This window comes from Pirellulales bacterium, from assembly GCA_033762255.1.
GTDB lineage: Bacteria > Planctomycetota > Planctomycetia > Pirellulales > JALHPA01 > JANRLT01.
The window spans coordinates 1-13,229 of record JANRLT010000061.1 but is presented as its reverse complement, the minus strand read 5'-3'; the positions used below and the strand labels follow the sequence as shown (position 1 = coordinate 13,229).

The 13,229-nt window shown below is 56.5% G+C and carries 9 protein-coding genes; 8 read left to right on the top strand and 1 reads right to left on the bottom strand.

Annotation, left to right across the window (positions count from 1 at the left end; translation table 11 throughout):
* Positions 1-44: 44 nt before the first annotated feature.
* Positions 45-608 (bottom strand): sigma-70 family RNA polymerase sigma factor, encoded by a 564-nt coding sequence (locus SFX18_16740; protein MDX1964799.1) that lies wholly within the window; start codon positions 606-608, stop codon positions 45-47.
* 846 nt (positions 609-1,454) lie between these two features.
* On the opposite strand from SFX18_16740, the gene SFX18_16735 reads away from it, so the two are divergent.
* The 8 genes from SFX18_16735 to SFX18_16700 all read left to right on the top strand — a co-directional run bounded on the left by SFX18_16735 (position 1,455) and on the right by SFX18_16700 (position 12,989).
* On the top strand, positions 1,455-5,162 hold the full coding sequence (locus SFX18_16735; protein MDX1964798.1) for an SEC-C metal-binding domain-containing protein: 3,708 nt from the start codon (positions 1,455-1,457) through the stop codon (positions 5,160-5,162).
* A 111-nt stretch (positions 5,163-5,273) separates the two neighbouring features.
* Entirely contained in the window at positions 5,274-6,656 is a 1,383-nt protein-coding gene (locus SFX18_16730; protein MDX1964797.1) for a glycosyltransferase N-terminal domain-containing protein, read from the top strand.
* A gap of 191 nt (positions 6,657-6,847) precedes the next feature.
* Positions 6,848-7,396, top strand: a complete 549-nt coding sequence (locus tag SFX18_16725; protein MDX1964796.1) for a DUF1844 domain-containing protein — start codon at positions 6,848-6,850, stop codon at positions 7,394-7,396.
* A gap of 52 nt (positions 7,397-7,448) precedes the next feature.
* On the top strand, positions 7,449-8,003 hold the full coding sequence (locus SFX18_16720) for a Uma2 family endonuclease (GenBank protein MDX1964795.1): 555 nt from the start codon (positions 7,449-7,451) through the stop codon (positions 8,001-8,003).
* A gap of 21 nt (positions 8,004-8,024) precedes the next feature.
* On the top strand, positions 8,025-9,923 hold the full coding sequence (locus SFX18_16715; protein MDX1964794.1) for a radical SAM protein: 1,899 nt from the start codon (positions 8,025-8,027) through the stop codon (positions 9,921-9,923).
* Positions 9,924-10,862: 939 nt separating this feature from the next.
* Entirely contained in the window at positions 10,863-12,032 is a 1,170-nt protein-coding gene (locus SFX18_16710; GenBank protein ID MDX1964793.1) for a DUF1559 domain-containing protein, read from the top strand.
* Positions 12,033-12,074: 42 nt separating this feature from the next.
* Positions 12,075-12,332, top strand: coding sequence for a hypothetical protein (locus SFX18_16705; GenBank protein ID MDX1964792.1), 258 nt, complete (start codon positions 12,075-12,077; stop codon positions 12,330-12,332).
* Between the two features lie 267 nt (positions 12,333-12,599).
* Positions 12,600-12,989, top strand: a complete 390-nt coding sequence (locus SFX18_16700; protein ID MDX1964791.1) for a hypothetical protein — start codon at positions 12,600-12,602, stop codon at positions 12,987-12,989.
* The last annotated feature ends 240 nt before the right edge of the window (positions 12,990-13,229 follow it).

The window sequence follows — 13,229 nt, the reverse complement described above, 5'->3', positions numbered from 1 at the left end:
GCGGTGTTATTCACGGCTCCCCCCCGCAATAGGGGGGATGGCCATCAATGCTTGACCGCGGCGCGGCGCAGCTTTTCGCGCGCCCGGCTCAGAGAGGGGCCGATGGAGTTTTCTGCCATGCCGGTGGCGCTGCTGATCTCGGCATAGGTTTTTCCCTCGAGATGGTACAGCTTTACCAGTTGGGCTTCGGATTGCTCTAGTTCGGAAAGCAGACGCTCGACCTCATCCCGGTTTTGCAGCCAATCCTCGCTGGCGTGGCCGTTCCCCGCGTGCTGCTCCGCGGCGTGACCCAGCGTCGGTTCGGCTACGCGTTTAAGTAGCTTGGCCACCACCACGCGGCGGGCGATCACGGTCAGGTAGGCGGCCAAGGAGGATTCGCCCCGAAAGTTGCGCAAGACCAGAAAGTCGTCGCGGACGAGTTGGACCAGCACATCGGCGGCCAGGTCTTCTCGATCGGGGGGGCTAATGCGCACGGATCGGGACTGCGCCGCATGATTGATCACATGCACGATCAATCCCAAATACCGATCCACAAAGTCTTCCCAGGCTTTGGGCTGCTTTGTCAGACAGCGTGTTAATAGTTGGCGATCGGTTTCGGATAATGCCACTTCAAGTACCCTTGCAAATGCGGCTGGTTGTTCAATCAAGTCGCGGCTGTATCACTCGCCCATCCCGTCTTATACGTTGGGACTTTTGTGCGAAAGAAGCTGTTCCGCGCGGCACCTACTTGAATGAAATCTGGCAACCCCTGGAGCGTGACCTCTGGGCCGTTCCTGGCCGACATAGCAGTGCGTGGCCGCAATCCACGAGCCGAAATGGGGGGGACCTCCCATTAGGCCTCGTAACGGACCGGGCGACGCAACTGGCCCTCAACAGCGGTTAGAAAAATCCCGCGTCGAAAGTTGCCCCTATTTTACGTAGCCAGAAATTACGAAGCAAGTTCACGATCGGTCCAGAAGGCGGGAAGCTGGCAATTTTTCCACTTGCTGTCGGCTAAATCGGTATAACTGCCCGGGATTACCTAAATTTTCGCTGATATTTGCCAAGTCTTCCCTTTTTCCCGCGCTAAAAAATATTTTTAATTTAGTTGTCCGCCCGGGCTCCATTCGGGGTTTGGCGGCCCGTGGTGGCCGCTTTGCAACAGCGCGAGTTGCCCGAGCGTGCATTGACCCTCTTTATCGCTCGCTATAAATTGATATGCAATAGAATATTGCGTCAATTTCCAGGCCTCCCGTAGCGGCAACGTCGGCGATCTTCACCGGCAGGTGATGGGGACCGGGGATTTGCGAGCGTGTTTACCAGTTCTCGCTGCGCAATTTTTGATGGGCCGGGCGCAATTGACTTGCGTGAAGGCAAGTCTGGCGTTTACTGGTTTTTTTCCTGTTATTCAAATTTCTTTGCCCCAAAGCGCGAATGGTCGCGTGGGCGGTATTTTTGTAAGGTGGCTAGCGGTCATGGATTTTTTCGAAAAACTGTGGGAAAACACCACAGGCTTTTTAAATGGCGTGGCAACGGGTGTGGAACGGTCGATCACGGCCATCTTTGGCTCGTCCAACGCCCGTTATCTCAAACGCATCCAACCCAAAATCGAAGCCATCAACGCGCTCGAGCCAAAATATCAGGCGCAAAGCGACGCCGAATTGCGCTCGCAGACATTTGAATTTCGGCGGCGGTTGGCGGCCGGCCAGACGCTGGATGACATCTTGGTGGAGGCGTTTGCCGTCTGCCGCGAAGGGGGCCGACGCTGGTTGGGAATGCGGCATTATGACGTGCAACTTGTGGGGGGGATGGTCCTGCACGCAGGAGCGATCGCCGAAATGATCACCGGCGAGGGGAAAACCCTGGTCGCCACGCTGCCCGCGTACTTGAACGCGCTGGAGGGACGGGGGGTCCATGTGGTCACGGTTAATGACTACCTGGCCCGCCGCGACATGGAATGGATGGGACCGCTGTACATCGGCCTGGGCTTGACGGTGGGGGCCATTCAAAGCGGGATGAACGGCCTGGAACGGCAAAAATCATACGCCTGCGACATCACCTATGGCACGAATAACGAATTTGGGTTTGATTATTTGCGGGACAATATGAAGCCCGCGATGCGCGGGGATAAGCGCTTTCGACCGGAGGCGCAGCAATCGCAGGGTCCGCTGCACTACGCGATCATTGACGAGGTGGACAATATTTTGATTGACGAGGCGCGGACTCCGCTGATTATTTCGGGCGAGGCCCACGACGACGTCACGAAATATTCCCGCGCCGAAAAAATTGCCCGGCAGTTGATTCGCGACACCCATTTTGAGGTCAAGGAAAAAGAGCATAACGTCATCCTCAATGACGAGGGGGTCCGCTTTGCCGAAAAACTGGCCGGGGTGGAAAGCTTTTACACCGCCGGCAACATGGAATGGCCGCATCTGATTGATAATTCGCTCAAGGCGCATCACTTGTATAAGCGGGATGTGAATTATGTCGTCCAGCCCAACCCCGAAAGCAAGCAATTGGAAGTGGTGATTGTGGATGAATTTACCGGCCGCCTCATGCCGGGGCGGCAGTGGAGCGACGGGCTGCACCAGGCGATCGAGGCCAAGGAAAACGTCCCCATCAAGAAGGAATCGCAGACGCTAGCCACCATCACGCTGCAAAACTATTTTAAACTGTACAAGAAAATCTGCGGGATGACCGGCACGGCCATGACCGAGGCCAACGAATTTTGGAAAATCTACAAACTGGATGTGATCGCCATTCCGTCCAATCGGACGATGCAGCGGATTAATTATCCCGACGTGGTCTATCTGAGCGAACAAGAAAAATACAACGCCGTGGCCGAGGAAATCGAGCGCATTCACAAATGGGACACCCTGGAACTGACCGACAAGTCCGAAATGCAAGGGGAAATCTTGAAGGAGGCCGACGACGCTATTCAATTCCGCAACCGTGCCGATCGGCGGGAAGAATCCATTCCCCGATCCAAGGTCAAACGCGTCTTTCCGCGGGGCCGCCCGGTTCTGGTCGGCACCGTCTCGATTGAAAATAGCGAAAAGCTCTCCCGGATGCTGGAAAAACGGGGCATCAAACACCAGGTCCTCAATGCCAAGCATCACCAGCGCGAGGCGGAAATTGTCTCGCAGGCGGGACGGTTGAACGCCGTCACCATCGCCACGAATATGGCGGGCCGCGGAACGGATATCATCTTGGGTGGAAATCCCGAAACCATGGCCTGGGCCAAATTGCAAAGCAAATACCCCACCCGCCTCGATGTGCCGCGGGACGAATGGGACGACCTGGTGCGCCAAATCGAAGAAGCCGAACAAATGAAGCCCGAGGGTAAACGGGTCAAGGAAATGGGGGGGCTGCATATTGTCGGCACCGAACGGCATGAATCCCGCCGCATCGACCTACAGTTGCGAGGCCGCTGCGGTCGCCAGGGAGATCCCGGCACCAGCCGCTTTTATCTCTCCCTCGAAGACGACCTCATGCGCAAATTCGGCGGCGAATGGGTCAAAGGCTGGCTCCAACGGATGGGCATGCAGCCGGACGAGGCCATCGAAAGCCGCATGGTCACCCGCCGCATCGAGGGCGCGCAGAAAAAAGTCGAGGAACGCAACTTTGACATCCGTAAAAACCTGCTGGAATACGATGAACTGATGGACCAGCAGCGCAAGGCCGTCTATGGTTACCGCCAGCGCATCCTCTCCGGAGAAAACTGCCGCCATTTGGTCCTGGAAATGTTGTCCAAACAAATCCACGAGCATTTGGAAACTTACCTCAATAAGCGCTATGGGCCGGATTCCTTTGCCAAATGGGCGGGGGGCCTGTTAGCGGTGGAGCTGCAGGGTAAGGACTTTGTCGGCGCTGATCTCGAGACCGCCGTCAATTTTGCCCGGGACGAAGCCGACCGCCTGGGACAGCGTCTGATCCAGGACGCCGTCGAGGAAAATCTTCCCGAGGGAGCCGACCCCGAGGATTGGAATTGGCAGGCCCTGTGCAAGTTTTGCAACAGCCGCTGGGGGACAAATTTGCAGGAACGCGAATTAAAGCAAATCGATCGCGATGATATTTATGATCGTTTGGTCGCCGAAGTCGGCCAGGCCATCCAAAATATCGATCTGACGGATGGCGACAAATACCTGCAAGAAGACTATGGCGCCCGGACGGCCTGCGCCTGGGCCGCTTCCAAATTTGGTATTCAGGTTCCGCTGGAGGAGGTTCGTGGCCTGGACGCCCGGGAATTCGCCGAACGCCTGCGCGAACTGGCGGAGGAACTATACGCCACGCGCGAAGTGGACCTGCCCGTGCGCGAGTTGCTGGGACAAGGCTCCGCCGTGGACCCCAGCGGCCAATTGCACGTCCAACGCGAACTCCTGGCGGAACTCTCTCGCCGCCGCTTTAACGCCACCGTTAGCGATGAAGAGTTTCGCACCCTCCCCTTTGACGAAATTCGTAAACGCCTGTGGCAGTTTAGCCATGCTTGGCAACGCCATGCCGATAATGCCGTCCAGGTCGTCAAAGAGCGCCTGCAACAACTCCCCGCCCGCCCGGCTCTCAATCCCGATGGTTCGGTCTCGACCGAATTTTCCCAGTTTTACGACTTTTTGCAGCAAGAAACCGTCGGCCTTCCCACCGCCGAGGAACTGGCACACATGGATCGCGAAATCATGGAACGCCAGGTACTCATGGGCGTGGAAATGCGTTATCGACCGGAGATTCGTTATACCGAACGCCGGTTGGTGCTGCAGATGTTGGACGACGCGTGGAAAAACCACCTGTTGGCCATGGATCATTTGCGCAGCAGCGTCAACCTGCGCGGTTATGCCCAAGTCGATCCCAAGGTCGAATACAAAAGGGAGGGGCAAAAGCTATTTGAGCAGATGTGGCGCAATGTTGGCGAGCGGATCACCGATACCATGTTCAAACTGGAAGTCATGGACGAAAGCGAGGCCGCGCTGTCCTATCACGACGCTGGAACCGCCATCAAGGAAGAAGCCCCGACCGTCCTGGATGCCGCCACCAACAATGCCAACGGTGACCCGGGTGATATCGATGCCAAGGTCGAACCGATCCGCAACACCAGCCCCAAGGTGGGCCGCAACGACCCTTGCCCCTGCGGCAGCGGCAAAAAATATAAACATTGCCACGGCAAAGGGGGAGCCAAACAAACGGCGTGATGGGGGGGAGTGGAGCAATGGAAGAGTGGAGGATCATTGAGGACCTAAGATATCAACTCTCCGCCTTCTCACTCTTAATTCTTAATTTTTAATTCTTAATTAACATCCACTTTGTCTCCCTGGATTTTTAATCTGCTGTATTTGATGGGAGGGCTAGCCGCCGCTCCTTATCTGCTCTGGCAGTCCTGGATTCGGGGAAAGCGGCGGGCCGGCTGGTCGGCTAAGCTGTGGGGCGAGGTCGCTCCGTGGCAACCCCCGCCCCCCGACTCCCCCGCAATTAGCGACACGGGCGATGTCGCGCGGATACCCCGGATTTGGCTGCATGCCGTCAGCGTGGGAGAGGTCAATCTGCTCTTACCGCTGTTCGAGCATGCCCTTGCCTGGCCGGTTCCCCCGCGCTTTTACCTGACCACCGGGACGGTGGCTGGTTATGAATTGGCCCGCCGCAAGTACCCCTTCGCCACGGTCAGTTATGCGCCGCTCGATTTTTCCTGGGGGGTAAATCAGGCGCTCGATCGCATTCAGCCCGATCTGCTGGTCCTGGTGGAACTGGAACTCTGGCCCAATTTGCTGGCCCTCACCGCGCGTCGCGGCATTCCCCTGGCCCTGATTAATGGTCGCCTGGGTGAAAAAAGCTGGCGCGGCTACCGCTGGTTCCGGCCTATGTTGCGGCCCCGCTTGGCCAAAATTGGGTATCTGGGGGCGCAGACCGCCGAATATGGTCGGCGATTCGCTGATTTGGGAGTGCCGGAAGCCGCGATTCAGGTCACCGGCTCGCTAAAGTTTGACGGGGCCAGCGCCCCGCCTGAATCCGCCATGATCGATCAACTGGCCGTCTGGGCGGGAATCACCCCGGACGACACGGTTTTTTTAGCGGGGAGCACGGGGGAGCCGGAGGAAGCCCTCGTCTTGGGGGTTTGTCGCCATTTATGGCCCGATTTTCCCCGGTTAAAGCTGGTTTTGGTTCCCCGCCATCCCGAACGTTTCGACACGGTCGCCCGGTTGCTGGACGACAGCGGCTATCCATGGCTTCGTCGCAGTCAATTGGATCAGCACCCGGATCCATCAGCGGCCACGCCTCCCCGGGTGATTTTGGTGGACACCATTGGCGAATTAAGCCAGTGGTGGAGTTTGGCCCGCATCGGGTTTGTCGGCGGCTCGTTCAATCGGCGCGGGGGACAAAATATGATCGAACCGGCGGCCTTGGGCGTGGCAACCTGCTTTGGCCCCCATACCTGGAATTTTCGCGATGTGGTGGATCTGCTGGTGGGTCAAGCGGCGGCGGTGAGGGTGTCGGATGAACGGGAACTGGCGGATTTTGTGCGCCGCTGCCTGGCAGATCCCGGATATGCATCCCGGTTAGGAGCCGCCGCCCGACAGATCGCGCGGGGTCAGCAAGGGGCCACCGCCCGGACCTGGCGGGGGCTATTGCCGCTCTTATCTCCGCGGTTCGCGGCCTGGCTGGCAAAATGCGGTCCCATTCTTGAAAAATGAAGAGACCCGTGAATTGATTCCTCTGGTAATCAAACGGGATTTTTTCGTCTCAAAATCCTGGTAAAATGTAAGCTGCGAAAGAGGTTGCATCATGGGCCCCCCTTTCTGAAAATTCAGCGGCCCCCTGGCAAGGGCGCATTGTAGAGCGATCATCCCCTTCATGGCTCCATCCCCCGCAATTTAATGTAACCATGTCCCAGGAACCCCCTCCCTCTAAAATTCTCGTTGACGAAGATTGGAAATCCCAAGTCCAGGCCGAAAAAGCCCGTATACGCGGTGTTGCTGGCGGGACAGATGTCCCTGACCATGGGGGCGCGGTCCCTTTGTCGGGGGAAACGCCTACCGGTGACGCCCCTTCTCCGGTGGTGGCTCCGGCGGATTCCTCTCCCCCTGAATCTGCCGCATTGCCACAAACCACCGAGCCGCAATCATCGACTTCCCCCGCGGGAAAGGCTCCTCCCCCCACGGCGGCGGACGCCACGCGGCAGTTTCCCCCCGCGTCGTTGGCGTTTCTCATTAATACGCTAGCCACGCAGGCGCTCATGGCCCTGGGGGATATTCCGCATCCGCTGACCGGGCAAGCGACGCGCGACCTTCCCGCGGCCCGGCACTACATTGACACGCTGGAAATCCTCGAGGAAAAAACCAGCGGCAACCGCACGCCCGAGGAATCCAATATATTGCGCAATTGGCTGTATCAACTGCGTCTGGCCTTTGTGGAGGAATCACGCGGAGGCTAAGACGATATGGTATAATAGAAAAAATTGTCACTGCAATCTTGTGGAAAAATTCATGGCCTCTGCCACCGCACTTTTGACCGCCGCCGAATTCTGGCAATTGCCCGCTAGCCGCACCATGCGCCGCGAGCTAGTACGCGGAGAGGTCATTGAATCCATGCCACCTGGAGGAAGACATTCAAGAATAGTCGCCAAACTGATTATGCGACTGGGGTTTTGGGCCGAATCCAGTCGGCAGGGAGAGGTGTGCGCGGACGCTGGCTTTCACCTTTCATCCGGACCAGACACCGTGCGTGGGCCGGATGTGTACTACGTCCGCGCGGCACGTGTCCCAGCCACAGGTGTCCCTGTGCGGTATTGGGAAATCCCCCCCGATCTGGCGATTGAGGTCGTCTCTCTCGGGGATAGCGCCGCCGAAATTCACGAGAAAGTGGCGGATTATTTAAACGCTGGCACACATCAAGTTTGGGTGGTTTACCCCTCCACTCAAGTAATTGTCATCCACACGCCGGACAGCTTCGCTCGCACGCTACGTGTCAACGACACACTCACGGCCCCGGACTTGCTCCCGGGTTTTTCCTGCCCGGTGGCGGAATTATTTGCCAATTAGTCTTTTTTGGGCCAACTTTTTATGCGCCGCGTGCTGTTGGCCCAATTGCCGATTCCCCCCTTTGGTATCGAGCCGATCCGCGGCAACGTCCCGCTGGCCGCGGCCTACCTAAAGATGCATGCCCTGGCGCATGATTTAGACCGCGATTACGAAATTGAGATCCTTGACCCCCGTCTGGCCAATCTGGCGGGCGAACAGGCCCTGGTTCGGCAAATATTGGCACGGGACCCCTGGCTGGTCGGGTTTAGCTGCTATCTGTGGAATATCCAACGCACGCTCCACATCGCCCGCCTGCTAAAAATCGCCCGCCCCGAGTTGCTGATTATGCTGGGCGGGCCGGAAATCACTCTCGATAACGACTGGGTCCTCACCGATCCCGCGGTCGATCTGGCGGCGATTGGCGAGGGGGAGCAGACCTTTGTGGAATTGCTGACGCGGAACGCGCGGCAATCGGCCACTTCGCCGGCAAAAAACGGCAACCCCGCCAATACAACTACACCGATTAATGACGCCTGGTTAGATATTCCCGGTCTGTACGTCGCCGCTCCCGTCGACAGCCGCAAGTTCGCCGACCTTGACCCCCACCAGCCCAACTGGCGGCGTTCCCCGGGAAAGCTCCCCCTCCCCCGGCGGCCGCTGCCAAAATTAGATCCCATTAGTTCGCCGTATTTAACAGGCATCTTGGACGTTGCGGATGAACGGATGTTGCTGTTAGAAACGATCCGCGGCTGCATTTATAACTGCAAATTCTGCTTTTATCCCAAAAGCTACGACGACCTATACTTTGTTTCGCAAGAGAAAATCCTAGCGAATTTGCGCCACGCCCGCGAGCGCGGCGCAACGGAAGTAGTCATTTTAGACCCGACGCTCAATCAGCGGGCGCGGTTTGATGACTTTGTGCGTCTGCTGGCCGAAGCCAACCCCGCTGGCCAATTCAGCTATTTTGGCGAAATCCGGGCCGAGGGGATCATGCCCCCCACGGCTAAGCTCCTGCGCCAGGCCAACTTTACCGAGGTTGAAATTGGCCTGCAATCGATTGACCCCATGGCCATGCAGCTCATGGACCGCAACAACAACCTGCATTCCTACCAGCGGGCGGCGCGGGCGATGCTGGATAATGGCATTCGGGTCAAAGTAGACCTGATCATTGGCCTGCCGGGGGACACAGTCGACTCCATCCGCCGCAGCCTCGATTACATCCATGACAGCGGCCTGTATACCAGCGTGCAGGTCTTTAACCTAGCCATCTTGCCCGGAACCGCCTTTCGGCACGAAGCATCGCAGTTAGGCCTGCGTCACCAGGCCCGTCCGCCATATTACGTGCTCGAAACGCCCACGCTGGATTTGGCCACCATGGTGGACCTGATGGACGAGGCGCAGGACCTGTTTGACGCCGAGTTTGACCCCCTGGCCGAGCCTGCCCCCACCCGCGCGGCATTAGACTGGTCCGCCGAGGCCCCCATTCCCGCCACCCGCCCCGAAGACCTGGGTTTGATCGGTGAAATTGTCTGCGGCATCGGACAAAATGGTTCCGAAAGGCCATTTGCGGGGGAAAACATGCCTCATGAGGGGATTTTATCCCTTAACCCGGCTGATTTAGCGGCGGGCAAACTACATAACCACGTGGACCGGCTCGCCCAGGCGGTGAATGTCCGACTAACGGGGGGAAATCTGGGCGAGTTACTGCCATCGGCCTCGGCTGCTATTCGCCAGTTACTATTGGCCAATCCGCACACGACCCTGCAAATCACGCTGCCGGATGCCGACCTGGCCAGCGTGCCGCAACCCTGGCTGGACACCCTGCATGACGCCGCCCATAGCCAACTGAGCTATTTGGACCATTATTACGCGGTATTGCCGGGTCCGGTGAAGGGAGCAAAGCGACTGGTGGGTGGTGGCGTGCTGGAGTGTGAAATGTAGGAGGCAACTCCGTTGCCGAATCCCCCCCGCCCCCTGTTTTTCTCCCTCTCCCGACAATTGCTTCCCATTTTTGAAACCGTCTTATCGGGAGAGGGCCGGGGTGAGGGGACTGTAAAAAATAGATCGTGAGAACCGTAGGAGGCAACTCCGTTGCCGAATCCCCCTCGCCCCCTGTTTTTCTCCCTCTCCCGACATTTGCTTCCCATTTTTGAAACCGTCTTATCGGGAGAGGGCCGGGGTGAGGGAACTGTAAAATTGGAGTGTGGAGGAGTGGAGTTTAGAGTAGTGGAGTAATGGAGGAGCTCCTCCGCTCCCCTGCACCACCGCTCCCCTGCTCCTCCGCTCCCCTGCACCACCGCTCCCCCGCCCCTCCGCTCCCCTGCACCACCGCTCGCCCGCCCCTCCGCTCCCTGCCCTCATTACGGCGCGGCTATTGTGAAATAAATCACAAGCGAAAACATGCACCCGTAAACTGGCAATTGCAGGAACCCGCAATTTTTATTTCTTTTGTTAGAATTGTTACCGAAAGTTTGACAGGGTTGCGCGTCGGGTATAAATTGTTTTCTCTAGGGACACAAAAATCTCATTTTCGAGAGAGGTGCTTCCCGGATAAGCAACTTTGGCTTCCCGCGGATTGACAGCAATCCGGCTATTGGTGTGAAATCAGGCAATGTTAGCGAATTTAGTGGGGAACTTACCACTCTGGCCTGATTGACCGATACAATAGAACTGGTGGGAGTTAGTTTGCCCTTTTCATCCGGAAAGCGCGCGAGTGAGAACAGGCCGGACGCGCGGCCTCCCGGCATGTGATGCTTCGACCATTTTGTGGATTCTTAGCACAACATCCTGGCATGAGCGCGGCGGGTCTGCAATTTTGGATTCAACGGCGTTTGCCGTCTGTCTCATCATTTTTTTCTTTCTTTGTTTCAGGAGGTTGTTATGTCACGTTCCCTTCGGACACGGGGTTTTACCCTCGTCGAACTGCTGGTGGTCATTGCGATCATCGGCATCCTGGTGGCGTTGTTGCTGCCAGCCATTCAGATGGCGCGGCAGGCCGCGCTGCGCAACTCGTGCCGCAATGCGATTCGCCAGTTGGCCATCGCCGCGCACAACTACAACGACGCTCAAAAGTCGTTGCCCCCGCTGTACTTCTGCGGGTTTCCCCAAGTGGGTTTGACCGGCAATGCCGCACTTGATCCCAATGATGTGAACAATCCGCAGAACATCCTGAATCCGGCCAACACCAAAGTGGTCGAACAGTATAGCTGGATTATTCGGATGATGCCCTATATCGAAGAAGACGCCACTTACAAGCAATTGTCGACTACTTCTAACAAGTTCACCGCCAAACGCTCGGTGTTAAAGATCAAGAACCCCGCGGGTGGTAATGCAGATGTACCAATTGAGCAATTGCCCTTGCAAGCGGTGATCTGCCCCAGCTATTCCGGCGATTCCCAAAACACTGGTAACTTCGGCACTGGCGGGACCGCCGCGGTTTACTCGGTCACCAACTACATTGCCCTTCCCGCGACCGCCCATCAGCGGTTCTGCAAGGATCAAAACAATGTGGCTGACGGCGTGATTGTCCCTGGTCGTCAGTCGCGCGGGATTTCTATGGCGGGGGTTTCGGACGGCACGTCCAAGACGATCCTCTGCACCGAAAGCAAGGAAGGGGTCACGTTTGGCACCGCCGCTCCGGTGAATTGTAACAACTGGACCAACCCGCAATGCGTGTGGGCCTGTGCGTTCCCGGTTGCCTTCACCGCTGGCACCAGCGGCGATAACAGCGTCGCGAATGCGGCTCCCGCGTTTACGACTGGGACCACCGGTTTGGTCTACAAGCCGATCACTCCGGCTGCTAATGACCAAACAGCCATGAACTATGGCCCCAACGGTTCCCAGCCCATGCCTTTGTATTACAACTTTGCGACCGGTGCCGCCGCTCCCAACCGTTGGTGGGGACCGAGTAGCGATCACACCGGTGACGTGGTGATCCACGCGTTTGTGGATAGCTCTGTGACCGAACTGGTCAGCAGCAGCGTTTCCACCCGCGTGTATTATGCCCTGACCACCCGCCGTGGTGGTGAAGCGGTCGAACTTTCCCAGTAGTGCTAGGTTTTGCTCTCTTGATACTTAAGGGAGCTACTTGGTTTGCTGGCACGTTTTATTAACAACAAAAGCCTTCTGGAAGCAATTCCAGAAGGCTTTTTTTACGTCGCCGACATCGTCCCGATGTCGATAAGCAATGAGCCTGGCCTTATGTATTTGCGAGATTCGGCCCACAGCCATAAAACTGAATTAAAACATCATTATGGCCGAACGGCACGGGGACCGTGCCTGCTACGTCGCCGACATCGTCCCGATGTCGAAAAGCAATTTTTGCAGGGTATTTTCATGGCGAAACGTTAGAGCGTTACAGCGTCATTATGGCCGAACGGCACGGGGACCGTGCTCAACGTCGCCGACATCGTCCCGATGTCGATAAGCAATAAGCCTGGCCGTATGTATTTGCGAGACTCGGCCCACAGCCATAAAACGTTATTTGCCGAACGGCACGGGGACCGTGCCTGCTACGTCGCCGACATCGTCCCGATGTCGATAAGCAATTTTTTTCCCATTAGGTGTAAATCACACACTTTGCAGTTAGAATTCTACTTAAGCTTTGGCACGGGAATCATGCAACTTTGGAAAATTAATCAAATTGATTCATCCATGTTCGAATTATTTGATCGAAACGAGGATTTCTATGTTAGTCAGGGTAATTTACCTCATTGGTATCAGCCAGGTGTTACTTATTTTATTACATTTCGTACTGCGGATTCAGTTCCTCAGACATTAAATCGGGCATGGCATGCTCGTCGTGAACAATGGCTGCGTCACCATAACATCGATCCCAAGTCCAAAAATTGGAAGGAAGAGCTTCACCATGAACCCGATTTACGCCATGAATACAATAAACTCTTTACCAAGGAATTTATGGATTATCTCGATCGCGGATACGGCGATTGTCAATTAAAAGATCCGGATTTTGGCACGTATTGTGGCGACGACCTTGAGCCATTTTGATGGGGATCGATATCATTTAGGTGATTATGTCATTATGCCAAATCATGTTCAGGCGGACCCTAATCTGAAACGCAATTTATGTCAATAAAATAATTTCCTGCAGGGGGAATTGGGGTTGTAAAAAACATGGCTGGACGTTACTAGCGGTGCGGGTATCTGACATCCACGCCACTGGGAACGGAGTTCCAGCCATGTCCGCGCAACTTACCAAAGACGAACGGGACCGCATAGCCCAATTAC

What these genes read in the sequence shown, in the direction of transcription:
- SFX18_16735 (MDX1964798.1), top strand. Translation starts at nt 1,455, where the DNA reads ATGGATTTTTTCGAAAAACTGTGGGAAAACACCACAGGCTTTTTAAAT.
- SFX18_16725 (MDX1964796.1), top strand. Translation starts at nt 6,848, where the DNA reads ATGTCCCAGGAACCCCCTCCCTCTAAAATTCTCGTTGACGAAGATTGG.
- SFX18_16720 (MDX1964795.1), top strand. Translation starts at nt 7,449, where the DNA reads ATGGCCTCTGCCACCGCACTTTTGACCGCCGCCGAATTCTGGCAATTG.
- SFX18_16715 (MDX1964794.1), top strand. Translation starts at nt 8,025, where the DNA reads ATGCGCCGCGTGCTGTTGGCCCAATTGCCGATTCCCCCCTTTGGTATC.
- SFX18_16710 (MDX1964793.1), top strand. Translation starts at nt 10,863, where the DNA reads ATGTCACGTTCCCTTCGGACACGGGGTTTTACCCTCGTCGAACTGCTG.
- SFX18_16700 (MDX1964791.1), top strand. Translation starts at nt 12,600, where the DNA reads ATGCAACTTTGGAAAATTAATCAAATTGATTCATCCATGTTCGAATTA.